Source organism: Streptomyces sp. NPDC012637, from assembly GCF_042954805.1.
GTDB lineage: Bacteria > Actinomycetota > Actinomycetes > Streptomycetales > Streptomycetaceae > Streptomyces.
In genome coordinates this window covers 17,300-35,461 of record NZ_JBIBDS010000013.1, presented here as the reverse complement: position 1 = coordinate 35,461, position 18,162 = coordinate 17,300, and the positions used below count along the sequence as shown (strand labels likewise).

18 protein-coding genes and 2 pseudogenes are annotated in these 18,162 nt (G+C 66.4%); 9 read left to right on the top strand and 11 right to left on the bottom strand.

What is annotated here, in order from left to right; genetic code table 11:
* Positions 1 to 30 precede the first annotated feature (30 nt).
* Positions 31 to 549: an ATP-binding protein gene (locus ACFY8W_RS36365; RefSeq protein ID WP_391115079.1), complete on the bottom strand. Its 519-nt coding sequence runs from the start codon at positions 547 to 549 to the stop codon at positions 31 to 33.
* 202 nt (positions 550 to 751) lie between these two features.
* Here ACFY8W_RS36365 and ACFY8W_RS36360 point away from each other — a divergent pair, with 202 nt between their 5' ends.
* Both ACFY8W_RS36360 and ACFY8W_RS36355 read left to right on the top strand, forming a co-directional pair.
* Positions 752 to 985, top strand: a complete 234-nt coding sequence (locus ACFY8W_RS36360; protein WP_391115076.1) for a DUF397 domain-containing protein — start codon at positions 752 to 754, stop codon at positions 983 to 985.
* Between the two features lie 83 nt (positions 986 to 1,068).
* The gene (locus ACFY8W_RS36355; RefSeq protein ID WP_384407871.1) at positions 1,069 to 2,022 is read left to right on the top strand and encodes a helix-turn-helix domain-containing protein; all 954 of its coding nucleotides are present in this window, start codon (positions 1,069 to 1,071) and stop codon (positions 2,020 to 2,022) included.
* A gap of 5 nt (positions 2,023 to 2,027) precedes the next feature.
* On the opposite strand, the gene ACFY8W_RS36350 is transcribed toward ACFY8W_RS36355, so the two are convergent.
* The 5 genes from ACFY8W_RS36350 to ACFY8W_RS36330 all read right to left on the bottom strand — a co-directional run bounded on the left by ACFY8W_RS36350 (position 2,028) and on the right by ACFY8W_RS36330 (position 7,194).
* Positions 2,028 to 2,840 (bottom strand): SAM-dependent methyltransferase, encoded by an 813-nt coding sequence (locus ACFY8W_RS36350; protein WP_391115073.1) that lies wholly within the window; start codon positions 2,838 to 2,840, stop codon positions 2,028 to 2,030.
* Positions 2,841 to 3,040: 200 nt separating this feature from the next.
* A complete protein-coding gene (locus ACFY8W_RS36345) occupies positions 3,041 to 3,493 on the bottom strand; it encodes a hypothetical protein (RefSeq protein ID WP_391115070.1) in 453 nt (150 codons plus the stop codon).
* Between the two features lie 35 nt (positions 3,494 to 3,528).
* Positions 3,529 to 4,392: a helix-turn-helix domain-containing protein gene (locus tag ACFY8W_RS36340; RefSeq protein ID WP_391115067.1), complete on the bottom strand. Its 864-nt coding sequence runs from the start codon at positions 4,390 to 4,392 to the stop codon at positions 3,529 to 3,531.
* A 330-nt stretch (positions 4,393 to 4,722) separates the two neighbouring features.
* A complete protein-coding gene (locus tag ACFY8W_RS36335; RefSeq protein ID WP_391115064.1) occupies positions 4,723 to 4,875 on the bottom strand; it encodes a hypothetical protein in 153 nt (50 codons plus the stop codon).
* 1,983 nt (positions 4,876 to 6,858) lie between these two features.
* On the bottom strand, positions 6,859 to 7,194 hold the full coding sequence (locus ACFY8W_RS36330) for a hypothetical protein (protein WP_391115061.1): 336 nt from the start codon (positions 7,192 to 7,194) through the stop codon (positions 6,859 to 6,861).
* A gap of 1,334 nt (positions 7,195 to 8,528) precedes the next feature.
* On the opposite strand from ACFY8W_RS36330, the gene ACFY8W_RS36325 reads away from it, so the two are divergent.
* The 3 genes from ACFY8W_RS36325 to ACFY8W_RS36315 all read left to right on the top strand — a co-directional run bounded on the left by ACFY8W_RS36325 (position 8,529) and on the right by ACFY8W_RS36315 (position 11,347).
* A complete protein-coding gene (locus ACFY8W_RS36325; RefSeq protein WP_384407861.1) occupies positions 8,529 to 8,789 on the top strand; it encodes a helix-turn-helix transcriptional regulator in 261 nt (86 codons plus the stop codon).
* A 225-nt stretch (positions 8,790 to 9,014) separates the two neighbouring features.
* Complete coding sequence (locus ACFY8W_RS36320; protein WP_391115059.1) at positions 9,015 to 9,806, top strand: DUF6083 domain-containing protein; 792 nt, start codon at positions 9,015 to 9,017, stop codon at positions 9,804 to 9,806.
* Between the two features lie 77 nt (positions 9,807 to 9,883).
* A complete protein-coding gene (locus ACFY8W_RS36315) occupies positions 9,884 to 11,347 on the top strand; it encodes a UvrD-helicase domain-containing protein (protein WP_391115056.1) in 1,464 nt (487 codons plus the stop codon).
* Positions 11,348 to 11,432: 85 nt separating this feature from the next.
* On the opposite strand, the pseudogene ACFY8W_RS36310 reads toward ACFY8W_RS36315, so the two are convergent.
* Positions 11,433 to 11,969, bottom strand: a pseudogene (locus ACFY8W_RS36310) (transposase family protein); the annotation flags it as partial.
* Positions 11,970 to 12,103: 134 nt separating this feature from the next.
* Between ACFY8W_RS36310 and ACFY8W_RS36305 the strand changes: the two are divergent.
* On the top strand, positions 12,104 to 12,607 hold the full coding sequence (locus tag ACFY8W_RS36305; protein ID WP_391115053.1) for a hypothetical protein: 504 nt from the start codon (positions 12,104 to 12,106) through the stop codon (positions 12,605 to 12,607).
* A gap of 50 nt (positions 12,608 to 12,657) precedes the next feature.
* On the opposite strand, the gene ACFY8W_RS36300 is transcribed toward ACFY8W_RS36305, so the two are convergent.
* On the bottom strand, positions 12,658 to 13,545 hold the full coding sequence (locus ACFY8W_RS36300; RefSeq protein WP_391115051.1) for a DUF1963 domain-containing protein: 888 nt from the start codon (positions 13,543 to 13,545) through the stop codon (positions 12,658 to 12,660).
* A 499-nt stretch (positions 13,546 to 14,044) separates the two neighbouring features.
* Between ACFY8W_RS36300 and ACFY8W_RS36295 the strand changes: the two genes are divergently transcribed.
* A complete protein-coding gene (locus tag ACFY8W_RS36295; RefSeq protein WP_391115049.1) occupies positions 14,045 to 14,365 on the top strand; it encodes a hypothetical protein in 321 nt (106 codons plus the stop codon).
* Positions 14,366 to 14,561: 196 nt separating this feature from the next.
* Positions 14,562 to 14,819, top strand: coding sequence for a hypothetical protein (locus ACFY8W_RS36290; protein WP_391115046.1), 258 nt, complete (start codon positions 14,562 to 14,564; stop codon positions 14,817 to 14,819).
* 14 nt (positions 14,820 to 14,833) lie between these two features.
* Here the strand turns inward: ACFY8W_RS36290 and ACFY8W_RS36285 are convergent.
* Positions 14,834 to 15,309 (bottom strand): annotated as a pseudogene (locus tag ACFY8W_RS36285) (IS5/IS1182 family transposase); the annotation flags it as partial.
* Between the two features lie 302 nt (positions 15,310 to 15,611).
* Between ACFY8W_RS36285 and ACFY8W_RS36280 the strand changes: the two are divergent.
* Entirely contained in the window at positions 15,612 to 15,944 is a 333-nt protein-coding gene (locus ACFY8W_RS36280) for a hypothetical protein (RefSeq protein ID WP_391115043.1), read from the top strand.
* A gap of 281 nt (positions 15,945 to 16,225) precedes the next feature.
* On the opposite strand, the gene ACFY8W_RS36275 is transcribed toward ACFY8W_RS36280, so the two are convergent.
* Both ACFY8W_RS36275 and ACFY8W_RS36270 read right to left on the bottom strand, forming a co-directional pair.
* Positions 16,226 to 16,963 carry a hypothetical protein gene (locus tag ACFY8W_RS36275; protein WP_391115040.1) on the bottom strand — a complete coding sequence of 246 codons (738 nt, stop codon included), beginning with the start codon at positions 16,961 to 16,963 and terminating at the stop codon, positions 16,226 to 16,228.
* 215 nt (positions 16,964 to 17,178) lie between these two features.
* Positions 17,179 to 17,883: a hypothetical protein gene (locus ACFY8W_RS36270; RefSeq protein WP_391115037.1), complete on the bottom strand. Its 705-nt coding sequence runs from the start codon at positions 17,881 to 17,883 to the stop codon at positions 17,179 to 17,181.
* Positions 17,884 to 18,162: the final 279 nt, after the last annotated feature.

Genomic DNA, 18,162 nt, shown 5'->3' with positions numbered 1-18,162 from the left:
GCAGGGACGGTGTCTTCAACGAAGCTCCGCCTACCCCTTCGTGCGCGCCACCGCACGCCTGGGCTCGCTGCGCTTGCCGCCGTCGGTCGAGCAGGCCGCATGGGGGAGCCGGGCCCACACGGCTTTCCCTGACTCGTTCGGAAGGAGTCGAAACCCCCAAACGCTGCTGAGCTGTTGCACGATGAGCAGCCCGCGCCCTCGTGCGCCGAGCACGTCGTCTGCCAGTAGTCGTGGGGGAGCCAGCGAAGGATCAACGACCGTGCACCAGACCCCCGAGGCTGACTCAGACAGGCTGACCCAGATGCTGCCGCGGCCATCAGGCTGGGGGTAGGCATGGCAAACGGCATTGGCCACTAGTTCGTGGACAACGCTGACGGTATCCCGCAGGAGCGCGGTTTTGCCCCAGCTGCCGAGGGTGCGGCGGGTAAATCTGCGGGCGCCGGCCAGAGCGGTGAGTTCCGGCTTCAGGCGGTGGGCGCTGAAGCGCGGGACCTCGACTCCCAGCGACATGCCCCACGGTCGTTCGAAGGACGTGCCATGCCTGTGCATGCTCTGCTCCTGGTCGCTGGTGCGGGGGAGGGGGAAATGCCAGCAGCCGTGGCCTGCCCATCCCGCAGAGTGCGGAACCCTTTCGGGGGACTTCGCCCGAACGTTGCCGTCGCTAGGCTCCTGCCCACCCCCGCCGTGCAATTGCATACGGGATTGCACCGCACGGCGGAAGTACCGGTTGACCAGCCGAAAGGGGTTTGTGATGGAGTACAGCAACGGCATGCCGGCAGCCCAGTTGAACGGTGTTCGGTGGCGGAAGGCCAGCGCCAGCATCGGCGAGGGGAACTGCGTCGAGGTCGCCCAACTCATCGACGGGAAGGTCGCGATGCGAAACTCCCGCTTCCCCGACGGACCTGCGCTCGTCTACACACCGGAAGAGATCGCGGCGTTCATCGACGGAGCGAAGGCGGGAGAGTTCGACTCCCTCGCTCTTTGACGTGAAGGTGTAAGTGATCGTCGGACGTGCGGGCACGGTTCTGGAAGACTACGAGGTGGTATCCGTCTTCCGCAGGAGTCCGCATGTCCGTCGGCCCCGTGCCGCAGGATCCCGCCCCAGCAACCGTTACCTCGCTGCCCAGGATGAAGTCAGAAACCGCGGCGGCGCGACTGCTCGGCGAACGACTACGCAACGCGCGTATCGAGAAGAACCTCACCCTCGCACAAGCCGCCAAAATCATCCGTGCGTCGACGTCCAAGGTCAGCCGCCTGGAGCGCGGACTCCACCCGCCCAAAGAGCGTGACGTCACCGACCTGGTCCGCTTCTACGACGTGACAGCGGACGAAGAAGCGCAGATCCTCGCCCTGCTGCAGCAGACCCGCAACAGCACCTGGTATCACCAGTACAGCGACGTCACACCCACCTACCTTCGCCAGCTCATCGGCCTCGAGGGGGCCGCCCGCACCATCCGCACCTACGAAAACCAGGTGGTGCCTGGCCTCCTGCAGACCCCCGCCTATGCCAGAGCCGTCGTGGAAGCGGCACTGCCAGGCGCCCCGGACAACGACCGCAGGGTCAAACTCCGCATCGGCCGACAACAACTGCTGCGCAGTCCCTCCCGCCCCCAGGTCGTCGCGCTGCTGGACGAGGGGATCCTTCGCCGCCCCGTCGGCGGCTATCACGTCATGTGCGCCCAGCTCATGCACCTGATCCAAGCCATCGAGATCAGCGACATCAACATCCACATTGTCGAGTTCGAGGCCTCAGCGCTCAGGTCACCCACCTACCCGATCACCCACCTGCTGTTCGACGACGGAGGCCCCTCGGAAGTCGTCTACGTTGAGCACATCGACAGCGCGATGTACCTCACGCGCCCCACCGACGTGGAGCGCTACAGGCATGTGCTCTCTGAGCTCGCCTTTGTCGCAGCCCGGCGTGAGCGCAGCAAGGAGATCCTGCGTGATGCTGTCGACCGATACCGCAGGAAGATCAGGGCAATGGAGAGCGACCCCGATGCGCATCTGGATGCTGACTGAGCGAGTCAGATCTGTGCCACACCGCCCCACTCCTGGAGAGGTCCACTTCTGGTGGGCGCCGGCCGTCCTGCAGGACGCCAGTCCGCGACATTCGCCAGCCCAGGGCTGAGCAGACTCATCCCGTGGAAGAACGCAGCGACCTCGCCCTTGGAACGGACACGTCCCCAGTGCTCGCGAAGGACCTGCTGCATCACGCCGGTGATGTTGTGCCGCACGTCAGGCTGGTCGCTGACCAACTGGCACAGCACAAGGAAACTCCCCGGAGCCAGCCGGTCCACGATTCTCCTGATCATCTCGGCCGGCTCCGCCTCTTCCCCGAAACAGTGCAGAACAGACACCAGCAGGACTGCCGTCGGCTCGTCGTGCCTGATGAGTCGCCGCACGTCAGCATCCTCAAACAGGCGATCGGAATCAGACAGATCCGCCTCGACAACCAACGTGTTGGAGTTCTCCTCCAACATGGTCCGTCCGTGTGCCAGCACAATCGGATCACGGTCGACATACACGACCCGGCAGGTCGGATCCGTATCCCGTGCGATCTGGTGGACGTTGCGCCGGGTCGGCAAACCGGAGCCGAGGTCAAGAAACTGGCGGACGCCGTGCTCAGCGGCGAGAACGCGCACCGCTCTCTCAAGGAAGCCACGGCTGTCGCGCGTCGTCTCGCGGATGTCAGGCGCCACCCGAAGTAACGCGGTGCATGCCGCACGGTCGGACTCGTAGTTCTCAATGCCTCCCAGCAGGAAGTCATGCATGCGCGCCATGCTCGGTGTGGTGATGTCGATGCCCCGGGCACTGGACGCCCCGTAGACCATGCGCATGCATCCCCCTCCGCCACAAGGGCAAAATCGCAGCTCCGCTGCAGGAACCGCCCATGGTAAAGGCGCAGTTCACGGCATGCCAGAACACGTTCGGGGGAAAGCCAGAACAGACGTTGATCAGGTGCGCGGCGGAGAGAAAAGTGTGCCCCCGCGCGCAACGGCGCACACGACGAAGGAAACGATGCTGCGCGAGCGGAACGTCAGTCCGGCGCACCACCTCGAGGAGACGACAGCAAAGCCCGGGCAGCAAGAGGATCTGTGCCCATCAGAGCAGCCGTAGTCTCGATGGGCAGGCCCAGACGGCAGTGCAAGAGCTCCACATCAGCCCCCGGCGGTCTGCTCCCCGTCTCGCAGCCCCCCGACCGCGCCCGGATGGAAACCGCCACGCTCAGAAGGTGCCACGCGAGCGCAGCCAGCCGGTCGCTGCACAGTGCTTCGCTCCAGATGAGCGCCAGGTTGCGAAAAGCCTCGTCGACCGCCTCCCGCGCCACCTGAGCATCGGCCAGCCGCGCCTCGGCGTAGCACCGCCAGACAGGCTGGCTGCTTTCCTTAAGAGCCTGATAGGCGAGCGGCATGGAAGCGACACAGACAACGCTGCTCGGCTGGGACAGCAGGCGCCGAGCACGAGGAGAGAGCGTCACGGCCGGATACACGGCCCTGTCCTTTCAAGACTTGCGAAGCCAGCCTGTCAGGTGGAGGCAGCGCCATCACGGCGCACCAGCAGTCCATCTGCAGGAAAGAGACCTTCATCGGCGACGAACGCGTAGTGCACGTCTTCCCACAGAGGCCGCACGTCGGCCGGCGCCGCCTGCAGGCGCGTCACCAAAAGCGCCGTCGTCGGCCAATCAGGAACGAGATCACCCGCAAGCGCCGCTGTAACGACGGCTGGAACGACATGGGAGCCGGCACAAAGCTCAGCTGGATCGGGACATGAGGCAGCAAGATGCAGCCCCCGCAGCGCACTGCGTAGCCGATCAGCGGCGGCTTCCACCGACAACCGCGACGTAGCCGGCAGCCCTTGAGCCTGCTCCCACAGCAGCCGGACATCCATCGCGGTACCGCCGAAGATGGTCGCCATCATATGGACCACCGACCACGCCGGCAGGCGTTCCCCAGCAAGGATCCGGGAGATGTAGGACGGCGACAGATCGGCCTGTCGCGCTGCCTCGGCGATGGAAACAGGCGACTTGCGCTGCAGATATGACAACGCGGCCGCCAGTTTGCGCCCAGGCGGATTCAGCTCAGCCTCACCAGCCGCCCTGGGCATCACCACGTGCGAGGGCAACGGGGCATGCATCGCCTGCTCAAGCGCACGCCGCTTCAACAGTCGCTTCACCCTGCCCGCACTCCACCGCGTCCGGGCGACCTCCACCGCGGTGCGCGTCGCCTTGGCGATGTCCCTCCAGCTCGCTCCCGCCGACCGTGCATCGTGCACGGCGACGGCGACGAAGTACGCCATCTCGCGCTGCATTCGGTCGGCGAGGTCTATCACCTCCGCCAGGGGAGCCGACGCCAGTTCCGCCTCGACCAGCCGCACCGCCAGCGTGTGCACGTGCTGAGATACCGGCTGCCCCCAGCGCCGCTCCTCCCCGGAGGCCAACGCCCGCTCCGCGTCTCGCTGACGCTGCGCGCGACGCCTGCACGTGGCATCGCAATACGCTCGTCGGCGCCCCGGACCAGGTCGGTGCCGGATGCGACGATCGCAAAAGGCGCAGTACCCAAACCGCGGTGCACTGGAGCCCATACTAATTTCTCCCTCTGATGCCGCATCGTTCGCCCCGACTCAGGGGTGCGAAATGACGACTGTGCATAGCGGCTGCCGTACCCGTTGGCCGAAGACCTGAAGGAGGCACAGCGGGCACGGCAGCCAGGTGATCTCGTGCTACGTCAGCTGGATACGCCGATAGCGCAGGACGGACATGCCCGTCGCCGTGCACAACACGAGCCCCGTGGCGGAAGCCACCAGAGGAGAAACGGGGTCGACGGTGGCCGCGTACACGACCAGTACGAGGATGACGACCAGGCTCAGGGGCACCGTGACTTGCCAGTCACGGAAGCCGCGGAGGGATGCGGCCGGAGAGGCCGGAATGCTAACTTCACCAAAGTCCGAGGGCGCGCTGAAGCCACCTCGGTCACTACGAGCAAGCAAGAGGAACGTACTCCTTTGACTTGGTCGCGCAGCCCTGGAGTGGCCCTACCGCTCCGGGGCTTTTGCGTGTGATGGCGGCCGGTCAGACTGGCCGGCCGCTCCCGACGGCGAAACAGTAAGCGGATCTCCCGCAGCGATTCCAGCCGCTCTTGCCTCGTGCAAAAACATGCCACCCGCAGTCAATGATCGGGTGGATCGCCGACCTCATCGGCCCTCCAGGCCGGTCACGCGGATGAAGGTGCTGCACTGTGCGGAAAATCTTGGCTTGAGCGATGTGAATATGCCGGTCGTTCGATCAAACCTTATGACTTTCCTGTCAAGTTGAAGCTTCGCCTGGCGGAACCCGCTGGATGTGCGTGAAGGGGGCTTGGCTCAATCTTGCTCAAAGCGGCTTGAGTTGTCTCACACGAAAGAGTGAAGATCGACTCCTTCCGTGACCGCGAGTGCACATGCGTATGCAAAATGAATGATCATGAAAGTCCGTGTGGTTCCTCTGACGCAGACCAGGGAGACTGCTGACACGGGGCCCCTGGCCCCCGCACACGTCCGCCCCGGCTTACCGGACCGCAGGTTCGTCTTGACGGAGCTGACCACCCACCCGTGTCCCACCTAACGCTGCGTAGGTCGCTGATGAGACGCGTGTGAACTTCGCTTCACGCCGGTTGCCCGGTGGACAGCCAACCGGACCACTCCACTGTCTGGATGAGGGTGCCAGGCTGCAGCCGGAGCCGGACGAGGCCCACCTGTTCTGCGCCGCAGCTGGGCCGACTTCCGTCCGCGGGCGTATCCATTCTGAGTCGCACGCCCACTCGAGCCTCAAGGCGCCAGTCGTCGAGCCCACCGTCAAGGAGTGTCGAGGCGGCCTCGACGAGCGCGAAGGGCACAAGCGCAAACATGTGGCCCTGATGGGGAGCGACACTCTCACCGAGAGCCAGGACCAGCGGCTGCTTCAGGTCCGGCTCGCCTGCCCTGACATCACCACGGCCTGCGACATCGCCCGTACCTTCGCGACTTGGCCTGTCACCAGCGCGGGTACCTGCTGCTGGAGTGGTCCGGCAATCCGAGCAGGATGCTCCGAAGCCTATGGAGGCTTGATGGGGCTCGTTGAAAAGGGCCACCCCATGTTCGGGTGACCGCACGCCTGCTCGGTGAACCTCCACACCCACCCGGTACCCCATAGGCTGCGCGCTCCCGCCGATCCATTGCGGCCTCTGTGGCGGGCCTGGCGACTCGGAGGCGGCGACAGTGGAACACGTCGCCCAACACGCTGGGTCTGCAACGTCACCTTCGCCGGCTACGACATCGACGACGTCCTCGCCCACTGTCGCGTCCACTGCGTCGAACTTCTCAGCAAGGTTGCACAGTACGAGGACAGCAACGGCTCTTGCATGTCAGCACTGTGAGCCCCGGGTGACGACGGTCAACGCGGCGGAGGCCGCTCGATCGCGCCGCCCCGATGAAGTGTAGGGATGTAGCCCTTCGCCCCAGGTGGCAGAGCGTCGAGGCACGCCTGGGAGCAAGCGTTGACCAGTAGCGGCAGGACGTCGGTCGCCACCACCCGGGAGAGCCAAGCCTGGTGAGGACCCGTCGCCGAGATCGGCCCGGTGCAGACACTGCAGGTGCGGGCCGAGTCGGTTCCCCAGCGGAAGGGAGCCAGGCTGTCGAGTCGATATCGAAGATCCCCATCTTCCTTCGCCAGGATCTTGACGCGGTGACCGCCGGGCTGACTCTGCCCTGGAGCCCCGAGGTCGTCGAGGGGCACGTGAACCGGGTGAAAACGCTCAAGCGAGCCATGTATGGCCGAGCCTCGTTCGCCCTCCTCCGGAGCCGGACTCTCACCCAGCCAGGAGGCTGCGACTCACGCTCGCCTCATGCGACGAGCTTGGTGGCAAAGGCCGCTATCAGGGTGTCCGCCCTCAGCAGCAGCTCAGGGTCAGAAGTTCCCGCCACGCGGACAGAAACCTCATCGCCACCCACGGCCTTGGCAAGGTGCACTTCAAGGTGATGGTCCGATCCGACGAGTGGATAGCTGTACCAGCGATCCGGGTGCTCATCATCGGTGGCTTGAAGGCCGAGCTCGACCGCCTGCCGGTCGGTGGCATTGAAGTGATAGCCGGCGTAACGCGCCAAGAGAGCCAAGAAGGGCTGGACGTTCTCGTTCCAGATCCAGCCCTCTACCGCGCGTTCCCAGTCACTCTCTGCCATCCGGCCAGAGTGCCACATGCGGCACGTTCGCTCCCTGCCACATGTCCGTTCACGGAACTGCGGACAGAGCCATCTCAGCCATCAGCGGGTGCCAAAGTCCCAGCAGGTTCCTCACCGTCGTCTTCTCTGTCCGGGTGAGCGCTGACTGCCGGGTGCCATGACATTCGCCAGGACGTTTCCTCCCCGGCCGAGGCAGTGCTCCACTGAGCCAAGACGCCGACATCCACCAGGAGTTCGAGCTCGGACATCAGCCTCTCTGGCGACAGTCCACAGATTCGGGCCAGCTGCTCGGTGTCGGCACTTCCTTCATGGTCAGTCCGTTGGTCGAGGGCAGTGAGGCTTGTCGTTAGAAGCTGCCCGGTTGCACCGAGCCCGCGCGCGCGTGCGGGGTGGGCTGTTCGCAGCGCCCAGTCGGCGGTACGCCGTCGTGCCGCCCGACAGGGCATCCCCGCCATGGGATCGGTGAGCCGGCCTGTGTAGACCGCCCCCTGATCTGCATCCGGGACGATGAATCGGCTCCTGACAAGCTCGTTCCAGTTCGCTGCGGCTGCGCCCTGGCCCGCGCTGCGGATCAGCCCTTTGGACAGCTTGAGGCGACTGGAGGCGTCCGCACGCAAGACGGCCTGGAGGGCCACTATCCGCGTGGCAGGGGGCGTAGATGCCGGCAGGGAGGCAGCCAGGTAGCTGAGCATCTCCCCGGCCAGCCGTCGGTCTGCACCGCCACTGCGCTTCCGGGCGGGGCGAACGATGAGCAAATGAGCAGGGAGGGGCGCTGGCGAGAGGCTCCTGGTCTCCGGGACGACGGACGCGTTGGTCATTGCGTGCGCGCACGACGCGCAGGCGTCGGTGAGCCGCCAGAGGCGGCCCCCGTGTTCCCGCGCGAGGACGAGCAGGACCGGGCCGGCGCAGCCGCGATGCCGCGGATGCCACGGACAGCCGCGCTCGTGGCACTGACATGTACGCAAGTGCGGCGGGACAGGGCAGGCACGGGCGTGCTGTGCCAGGTGCGCCAGGGCGGCGGACCGCGCGAGTCGGCCGTGGATCGTGGGCCTGGAGGAGCAGTGGAGGCAGATGAGGAGCGGTCCCTGGGGGAGGGGCCGTAGCTCGACGGTCCACGTACGCGGCGCCACAAGGCGCATGGTGCACAGCCTCATCGGCCCCTGGACTCCTTTCCGCCCCTCGGACAGGCCAGGCCAAAGGGCGTCGCTGGGGGAGTGTCATGACGGCCGCACACCGTAGTGCAGACCTCTGCCCTTTGCTCGGCCCCCAGGGCCGCGCAAATAGGGCAGAGGTCTGCACTGACAGGGTGGACGGCTCCGCCGTCGGATGGTCGGGTGACGATCTTGCCGCCCGAGCCGAACTTCGAAGCACTCCGCCTTCGGCTCGCGCAGCTGAGGGGCGAACGCGGCTGGTCTTACGACGACCTCGCCGAAAGGACCGGGAAATCCAGGCGCACCCTCATCGAAATCGAGCAAGGTCGAACCATCGGATCACTCGACACCTGGCACGCCCTCGGCCATGCCTTCGGCGTCTCGTTCGCGGAACTCTTCGCCGCTCTATGTCATGAACACGAGCCGCCGAGCGCCGCCAACTAGCCCCAACTTCCGCCATGCAGGACCACCCGAACCGGTCACGCTCCTCGAACGAAAACCCGACTCTTCGGGCAGGCGAACCCATCCGATGGGCCGAACAGGCGACCCCGCGGCGACAGACGCCGTACTTCCGGTGTGTCACCTGGAACCTTCACACCCATGCACTCCACCCACAGCACAGGCCGCCATTGGGACGGCACCCCCAAGACCCACGGCCGAAGGCGCTCCTTGACCGTCGCCCACGACAGTCCCAGCCGCCTGCTGCGCATCGCCCAGCACTCTCGCTGCCGGGACTGCGGCAACCGAATCAGCTGGCACGCCACCCACGGCCACCAGCCCGTCAGCCTGCATCCCGTCGAGATCCCAGCGGCACTCGTTCCCGCAGGCCACCGATGGCACCTCGCCTCGGGCATCGCCCACCCTGCCGGCGACGGCAGCCCCTGGTGCTACCTCGCACACCTTCCCTTGTGCCCGGTCCGCACCACCCTCGGCGCACTCCCACCCGCCCTGGGCGACATCAGGCGACGCCTCGCACTCAACACCCGCCGCCTGACCGAAGCGGGAATCCTCACCCCAGGGCACAACACCGGGACCGAACCCCACCCCGAGGAGTCCTGCACACCCGCGCGCCCCGTCGTCCAACTCCTCTATGGCCGGTACATCGCCGCCACCGCCATCGAGGACATCCAGTGCGTGGCCCAGACCATGCGACGCACCCGCTGCACCAACCCGGTCCTTGCTCCCGGAACCGCCCCGGGACGCTGGACTCTCACGGCAGCCACCCCACACCGTCGCAGCACCCAACAACTTGCCCTGCCCGCATCCGACATCGCCGTCTATGACCTGGGACACCTCGCGTACAGCGAGCAGGTCCGCTGGCGTACCCAGCGGTGCCCCACCCACGCGGCGACCACTGCAGCCCCCGACCTCGCCCTCGCCGACTGGGAGCCCTTCGACCCGCTGCTTCACCACAAGTACCTGGCCACCCGACTGCCGCGTGCCCCCCGACGCCGCAGCTGAGCACGCCGAACCACCGAAGAGCCGACAGCAGCACCCTGACCCGTCACAGCGTCATCACCCGATCCGGAGCACCCCACGTGTTCACGCCCACCGACGAACAGGCCCAAGCAGCCGACCGCTTCCACGCCGGAGATCACATGGCCCTCCAGGCCGGCGCCGGCACAGGAAAGACCTCCACCCTCGCCTTGCTCGCCCACCGCACCCATCGCTGCGGCCGCTACCTTGCCTACAACCGGGCCATCGCCCAGGAAGCCGCCACCCGCTTCCCACCCACCGTCACCTGCAGAACCGCCCACTCGCTCGCCTACGCAGCCATCGGCCACCGCTACACACGCCGCCTCGGCGCACCCCGCCGCCCCGCCTGGCAGACCGGACAGGACCTCGGCATCACCAAGCCAGCCCGCGTCGCTAAGCACACCCTCATGCCCACCACTCTGTCCAACACCGTCCTGCAGACCGTGACCCGCTTCTGCCATTCCGCAGACACGGTTCTCACCCGCCGCCACGTTCCACCCCTACGCGGCCTCGACAACCCCGAACACCACCGAGAGCTCGCCGACCTCGTCCTCCCCTACGCCAATAAGGCATGGGCCGACCTACAACACCGCGACGGCGGCGCCGTCCGCTTCGACCCCGACCACTTCCTCAAGATCTGGTCACTCACCAACCCGAAAATCCACGCCGACTTCCTCCTCCTCGACGAAGCCCAGGACACCAACCCCGTCGTCGAGCACATCTTCAACAATCAACGCGACCACGCCCAGCTCGTCATGGTCGGTGACTCCGCCCAAGCCATCTACCACTGGCGCGGCGCCAAAGACGTCATGACCGGCTTCCGCGGCACGCACCTCACTCTCTCCCGCTCCTTCCGCTTTGGACCCGCCCTCGCCACGGAAGCCAACCGCTGGCTCACCATCGCCGGAGCCCCTCTGCGACTCACCGGCAGCGACACCACACCCACCGACCTCGGCCCCCTCACCACCCCTGACGCAATCCTGTGCCGCACCAACGTCGGCGCCATGAAACACGTCATGACACTCCTCTCAGCCGGCGCCCGCGTCGCCCTCGTCGGCGGAGGCGACAGCCTGCGCTCCCTCGCTCTCGCCGCCCGCCAACTCCAAGAAGGGCGCCCGACCAGCCATCCCGAACTCGTCCTCTTCCCCACCTGGGGAGCACTGCAGGACTACGCCACGTACGACCCTTCCGGGCGCGACCTGCAGCCCCTGGTCGACCTCGTCGACACCCACGGCACCGGCGCCATCCTGAACGCCGTCAGCCAGCTCACCCAGGAATCGCACGCCCAAGTCACCATCTCCACCGCCCACAAAGCCAAAGGCCGGGAATGGGAACGAGTGAAGATCGGCGAAGACTTCCCCCCGCCCAAGGACACAGACGAGCAAGATGCCCAAGGCAAGTCGACCCCGAGGCCAATCGACCCCGCAGAAGCTCGCCTTGCCTACGTGGCCGTCACGCGTGCACGCCGACACCTCGACATCGGCGGCTTGTCCTGGCTCGACGACCACCCAGACGGAAGCCCCTGAGATTGCGCGCCGACATAGCGTCCCGACACTCCACTGGAGATCCGGCGCAGTCGCAACCAGAAGATCATTTACGGGACAGCCCTTAGCCGCCGTCGGCGATCGTCATGGTCCTGCCGACGGCGGCCTTGGCGCCAGATTCCTCCCACGCCTTGCAGTCGTTGCGGTTCCCGGCGAGCGGCCGACCGACCACGACCACCAGACGGGTGTCGGCGTCGATCACGACCTGGTGATTCGTCGAGTACCGATAGTTCTTGGACTGCTCCGCCACCGTGTGGTCCCGGGTGGGCACCAGGGTGCCGTCCACGATGAGCACAGTGTTCCCGCGGAACCGCTTGCGCGGCCGGAGCGCGAGCAGGGGGCCGATGTGTCTGATGACGCGGTCGGCCGCGGACTTTGATACCCCGAAGAGCGGGGCAAGCTGGCGCAAAGTGAAGTTGGTGCGCCAGTACGTCGTGACCAGCAGCACCCGGTCCTCCAGCGGCAGCCCCCACGGCCGGCCCCGCCGCACCTCGTCGGCTCCCTCGCGGCGCAGCGCGGTCACCAGCTTGCCGAAGCAGCGCGGGCTCAGCCCGGTGAACGGGGCTATCCAGGACGAGGCCGACGCCGTGATCACTCCAGTCACAGCAAGATCATGGCGCCAGCCGGTGGCCTGTTGCACCACCCGGTCAAAGGTCGCCTGGCCAGGGCCTCACCCATAGCTGCACCATGTTCAAGGCACCGCCGGGGCCGGCACGGAGATCTGATGAGGAGCAGGGCGTGGGAAGTCTGTTGAGGAGCCTGTCCGGGGTCCGCTGGGGAGAACTGCGCGACGCGACAGGCGCCGCAGCCAGCGGCATCCCCCCTCTGCTGTCCCGGATCGCATACGGGGACGAGGACACGGCCCGCATCGCCATCGATGACCTGGGCGATGCCATCTGCGCGCTGGGGTTCGTTGTCGGTGAGGCGACAGCTCCCACGGTCCCGTTCCTTCTCGAACTGGCCGGGTCCCCGCATGTGGCTTGCAAGGCCGAGTTGTTGGACCTGCTGGGAAGCATCTACCGGACCGACCAGTGGCACTCCGCCGCTGCGGCGACCCAGGACCGCAAGCACGATGCGAGCTACCGGCAGCAAACCGACTGGGAGATGGCCTCAAGGACAGCCGTGTGCGCAGGCCGGTCAGTCATCGAGGGCGTCGCCTCCTCCGTACGGCCAGAGGAAGCGACACCTGCTCGGAAGTTGTTGCAGGTGATGGACGACACCCTGCCGTTCCCGGAGCTGTAAGGGGTCTTTGCGGGACAGCCCTTAGGCAGCGGGCACGGTAAACCCGGTGGTCACGAGCAGTCGAACCAGTGTCCGATGGGGCGCTCAGGGCACGTGCGGCACTCGAAGATGTAGACGCCTCCGGCGTCGCCGAGGCACAGGCCGGCGGGGTTGTCGGCATCGGCATTCCAAGGCAGGCCATCCGAATCGTTCTCGTCGGCTCGGTCCTCTTCAGGAAGCCACGTGCGCCAGGACTCGCCGTCGAATTCCCAGCTGGCCACGGTCAAGAGGTGCTCCATCCGCCTGCCACACCCTTCGCAGTCGGGCCAGTACGGTTCCTGCGTCCAGCCCGGGTAGCCGCCCAGCTTGATCCCCGGGGCCGCCGCGAGGTGGTAGGAGTACCTCAGGCCCGTTTCTGCGAGCAATGTGTCGAAGCGGGCTCTCAGCGTGTCGTAGACGTCCTCAGGAAGGTCCCCGCTCGGGTACTCGGTCACCTGCTCGGGGTGAACCACACAGGCAGCCGGGTACCAGTCCTCAGGAAGCCCGGCCCCCGGCGCCGGAGTCGGCAGCACGTCGCCGATGACGCCGGAGTCCCGCCAGTGGACCTGAGGCAAGGGGTAGCAGAACTCTCCGTGGGCGTAAGGGCACCACAAGACCTGGAGCAGGTCCGTCCCCCTGGGAAAGGGCACACCGGGCGCGTCGACACGATGGACCTGCACGATGGGAACCAGGGGTACGGCGGGTTCCGGACCACCCCCGGAGTCCATGTCGTAGTGCTCTTCCCGGCACACCGGCCATGGCTCCGCGGCAGGCCAGAGCAAAGGACCTCCGACGGAACTGTCCTTGTAGGTCGGAGAACCGGGACGTGGGTGCAGGCGTACGGACTCGCGGCGGAAGGGGAGCAACTCGGGAAAGAGGCTCTCCACGTCGACCGGACGGCCGGGTGTGTGGCGGGACATATGCCGGACTCTAGAACCCCGGTACGACAACCTGCCCAGCAGGTGCATGACGGCCCGTACATGATCGGCGCCTGTCACCACCTCTGTGTCGCACCGGTGCTCCCGAAACTCGACAACATCCCGCCGCTCTCGACCCAGCGACTGTTCTCCGTACACGACGACAAACGTTCTCGACTCTCACCTACGCAGCCAGGAGTTCTTAGGCCGTCCTGGCTACTGCGGGCTGCCGCCCGAGAGCTCCAGCAGCTCCGTGAGCCGCCAGGGCAGCGAAGAGCAGACTAACCGCGGCCTCGTGAGGGAGAGCTTCAGCGCACCCACGAGGGGCATCTGGACCTCGAACGCTTCCTGCCAGCGGGCAGGATCCATGCTGTGGCCTGCGGCCGCGCCTGGTCTTCTGTCTTCACACACGGATGATCACCGGTGGCCGCGCCGGTTCCCAGACCAGGCCCGATCAGCAAGAATCTGGGCCCCGAGACCAGCTCTGGGATTGAATCGTCTGATGGACATGTCCTCCCGAGAGATCCGCATGCCCCTCAGCGAGGTCGTTGCAGTACTGCAGGACCTGAACGAGTTCGTCGTTTCCCTGGACCGACTCGGATCCCGCCAGGCATCCGGAACCGCCGACGAGTACGCCGTCGGCAAGTTCATCGCCGACTGGGATGTCGCTCGACGATTGGCGCGCGCCCGGCGTGTCATCAGCGTCGCGCTGGATGCACAACTGAGCGAGGAAGACAACGCCGAGATCGACGCCCTGTGCGACCAGGGCCGCTTCTACGGCACGGACAGCGCCATCCACCGCTCCACTGACCAGACCAGCTAAAGAGCGTGATGTCCTGGCGAGGGTGTTTGGTAAGCCAATCGATGATGATGGGTGGGTGTTGGCCAAGACAGAGGCAGTGCAGGCGGCCCGGTCGGGGCCCCTGTTTGTGCGAGTGCACTCGGCAGTGGGCACTGCTGTCGTGCTCTGGCAGGGGGCGCCTCAGACGGTGGGGCGAGACCACTATGTCGAGTGGACGGTGGATGAGGACATCGTCTGGGCGGAGAACTCCTGGCCAGGTACTGATGAGACGCCTGAACTGCGGGAAGACGGTGACTACATCGTCCTTCGTGGACGGCTGAGTCTCGACGAGGACGGTGGGGCGGCCCTGGACGTGGGCGGCTCGGTGATCCTGTTCGATCTTGCCGACTCGCCTCTGCCGGACGGTGTCGATGGGTCGTGGATCGAGGTCCGCGTGGCACCGGGCAACGTCATGGTCTGGCCCTACGAGGTCTGACCGTCGGTGGGCGGTCAGGTGTCGCGCCAGTTCGGGGTGGACTCGCGGCTGAGTCGGCGGCTTATCAAGTCGATCATTGCCAGCTTGATCATGGCTTCTGAGCGGTGCGGGTGGGTTTCGTAGGCGGGGGCAAAGCGTCGGTCATGCATCAGCCAGCCGAAGGTCCGCTCGACGACCCAGCGCCGCGGGATCACCTTGCAGTCTTTCTCTGCCGGGTTTCGGCGAATGACTTCGACATCCATGCCCAGGCGGGCGCCGTGTTCGAAAGATGGATGCCGCCAGCGTTGTCGGAGCGCTGGCGGCGGTGACCAGCACGGCCAGGAGAAGGCCGAGCGTCTCGACGCCGATGTGCCGTTTTGCGGCCTGCAATCTTCTTGCCCGCGTCGATGCCCTGGCCGGCCGCGGGCACGTTGGTTGAGGTCCCTTGTGCTTGGGCGTCCAGGACGCAGGCGCTCGGCTCGGCGTCGTGGCCTTCGGCCCTTCGGACCAGGGGCTGGTCGAAGACGGTGCCATCACCACAGTGGTGGCGTCCTGGACCACATCACCCTAATCCTGAGCTCACCCCCGATCCCGAGGACGTCGCCGCGCTTTACCAGGACGGGAAGAACGAGCCAGAGGCAGCCGACTTCTACTACGGCGAGTGCGAGATGCGCCGGCACGACAAGACCGCCACCAGTCGACGTGAAAGCTTCGCCTGTGTGGGGGCGTCAGGCGGCTCTGGTCCGGCCTGGTGGTGGCTCAGGTGTGTATGGCGGGTGCCTGACCCCGCGGTCCGTCAGGTTGGATGGCACCGTGGCGAGACGACCCAAGACGAAGAAGAAGCGGCCCCCCTTCGCCATACCGAAGAAGATCATCCTGCTGACTGGGCAAGACGTGTGGCCTTACACGTTCATTGCCGACGACTCGGGTGGCGGATGCGGCAAGGTCCCGATGCCCGCAGACACGGCCCTTGAGAAGGTACAGACAGCGATCTTCACACAGCTTGCGGACCTCACCCGCATATTCCACGGCGCTGAGATCGACGTTGAGTGGTCCTCCCTGACACCGGACTCGTGGGTAGGCCACATCCGGCGTGTCACCGCGGAGGAACCCGCTCCGCCGGGCGCGGTACCTGAAGTCGGCTGACAACGGATCGGCTCACCGGGCACCGAAAACGTCCTGCCCTTCAACACCGAATCAGTCGGAACCGAGCCGTGGACGACCGAGGGTCCCGGCCGGTAGGGCCAAGTTCGGGGTGCAGCGCCTCAGAAATCGCGAACTTAGGCGCTATCGTCGGCGACCACATCGGACACAGCACCCGAGCCGAAATCGCCTACGCCCGGTCGCTGGGCATGCAAAATCGAGGTGGCTGCCTCGGGCCCGCGGCTGGGGCGTGACGACCCGATGGTAGGGGTACGAATCGGGGCTCAGCTGTGGGTGGCCTGGATGAACTTGTTCGCGGCCAACTTGGCGAGCGGTTCGAAGCGTTCGTGGCCGGAAGGGTCGCTGGGGGTGTACTGAAAGCTCAGCACCGCGGCTCCGCGGTGCAGAGCGATCACGTCCGCCTGGAGGAACAGGGGTCCGCCTTGGCGCCCCGCTGACAGGCGGAATGTTTCGGAACCGGCCCCGAACGCCGGTGTGGGCAAACGCGAGGTACTCACGTTCACTTTGGTTCCCCTCAGCGACGTGGTGAAGGCAGGGCATCCATCGACCGCGCCGGTGATCCGGATGACGTGGTCCCTTGCTCCGGTGCCCGTGTAGGCCGTGACCCGTGTGCTGATGCGAGCCTCTCCCCGCCCGTGCTGGAACCATGCGCCGACACTCGCCTCCGGCCCCCAGAGCATGTCCTCTAGCAGGCTCACCAAGGGCTGGCACACCGGGTCGCTGACAGGCAAGGCGCTGCGGCCTGCGCCGGGGGCGCGCTTGTGCCACTCGGCTGGCAGGTCGGCTTGGCTCAGCATGGCGGCCTGACGCTGCCCTGCGGGCATGGGTGCCGTTGCGACGGCTGGAGGAGGGGTCGGGAGTGAAGAGGCCGCGGACTGCTGCGTCGACGGCGCGGTGTTCTTGGTCTCTTCGCCGGACGGCCCGGCCGTGCACGCCGTGGCTAGGGCGAGCGCGGAGGCGACGAGGGCAGCGAGTGGACCGCCGCGGGTGTGGGTGTGCATGCTGAGCTGCCTTGACGAAGGCGCGGCTTGCCGCGCATTGGACGTTCGGGCCCTCTCGGACACCCGGAATGGGCGGATCCTAATACAGCCCGTGACAGGTTCCGCCTACCCCCTGCCTCAGTGCCCGTTTCGGCCTGGGCCCCTGCCCCTCGCTTGCGACCCGCGCCTCTGGTCCCGTCTGCCCAGCGCCTGCGGACTCCAGCGCGGAAGGTGGTCTACATCAGCAGTGTGGAGACGATGTAGTACGCGCCGGCGGCGCTGAGCCCGAGGATGAGCAGGGCCGCGGTGAGACAGGACACTCTCCACCCAAGGCCTATGGGGTAAGGGTCTGATCGGTTTGGCCGGTCTGGACTGGCCATCTTGGCCCGGAATTCAGGTGAGACGTCGCGATCAGTGGCGAGCTCAGTGCTCTTGACCAGATAGTCGTTGACGTTGGCGAAAGCGGCGTCGACAGCGGAATGAACTTCGGCGACCTCGTCGGTCGCGGTCGGAGTCTGTATTGCGCGGTGCACAAGGTCACGGACGAGCTGTGAGGCCTCCTCGACCTGGCTGGCCAGAGGTGGTGAGTCGCCGCGGGTGGGTTGGAACTCCTCTGGCTGGCCTGCCAGGCGGTACAGGGCCGACGTGAGCTCCGTGTACCGCTGCGTCTCCTGTTCCTCGTACATGTCGAAGTTGACGGTCCTGGCTGCGCTCAGGTCGGCAATCACCCGTCTTGTGATGGTGAGCCAGCCTCTGGCGGCAGCGCGTGCTGTCGCCACGATCTCGAGCGTGAGGTCTCGCTCGGCGCGCGCGGCGGCAGCCTGTGCGGCTTCGGCGTCGTCGCGGCGCTTCGCCCGCTGGACCAGAATCGCGCCGGCGGCTCCGAGTCCGGCTCCGCCGAGGCCGCTGACTGTCGCGAGGATCGTCTCCAACATCGCCATCGCGTGATCGTCCACCGCGCGCCCGATGGCCACAACGCGTCGGGACGGATCTGGCTGAGAACGTGTGGCGTGGCGGATTCCTAGGCGCCACCGTCCCCATGGCTGGCACCTCTATCGGGATGACTCCCGCCTGCTCGAGCCTGCTCTTCTCGCTCTTGCGATCCTCGCGATCCGGGGCCGCATCAAACGCTGAACGGTCGCGCCCTCTGGTTTCCACCACTCGGGAGGGTGAGCCGTCGGGTCACGCTGCGATCTGGGGAACTTCGCAGATCGGCCGTG

Coding starts and splice junctions, on each gene's coding strand:
- ACFY8W_RS36365 (WP_391115079.1), bottom strand. CDS start 549: ATGCACAGGCATGGCACGTCCTTCGAACGACCGTGGGGCATGTCGCTG.
- ACFY8W_RS36360 (WP_391115076.1), top strand. CDS start 752: ATGGAGTACAGCAACGGCATGCCGGCAGCCCAGTTGAACGGTGTTCGG.
- ACFY8W_RS36355 (WP_384407871.1), top strand. CDS start 1,069: ATGTCCGTCGGCCCCGTGCCGCAGGATCCCGCCCCAGCAACCGTTACC.
- ACFY8W_RS36350 (WP_391115073.1), bottom strand. CDS start 2,840: ATGCGCATGGTCTACGGGGCGTCCAGTGCCCGGGGCATCGACATCACC.
- ACFY8W_RS36330 (WP_391115061.1), bottom strand. CDS start 7,194: ATGGCAGAGAGTGACTGGGAACGCGCGGTAGAGGGCTGGATCTGGAAC.
- ACFY8W_RS36300 (WP_391115051.1), bottom strand. CDS start 13,545: ATGTCCCGCCACACACCCGGCCGTCCGGTCGACGTGGAGAGCCTCTTT.
- ACFY8W_RS36295 (WP_391115049.1), top strand. CDS start 14,045: ATGGACATGTCCTCCCGAGAGATCCGCATGCCCCTCAGCGAGGTCGTT.
- ACFY8W_RS36275 (WP_391115040.1), bottom strand. CDS start 16,963: ATGCACACCCACACCCGCGGCGGTCCACTCGCTGCCCTCGTCGCCTCC.
- ACFY8W_RS36270 (WP_391115037.1), bottom strand. CDS start 17,883: ATGGCGATGTTGGAGACGATCCTCGCGACAGTCAGCGGCCTCGGCGGA.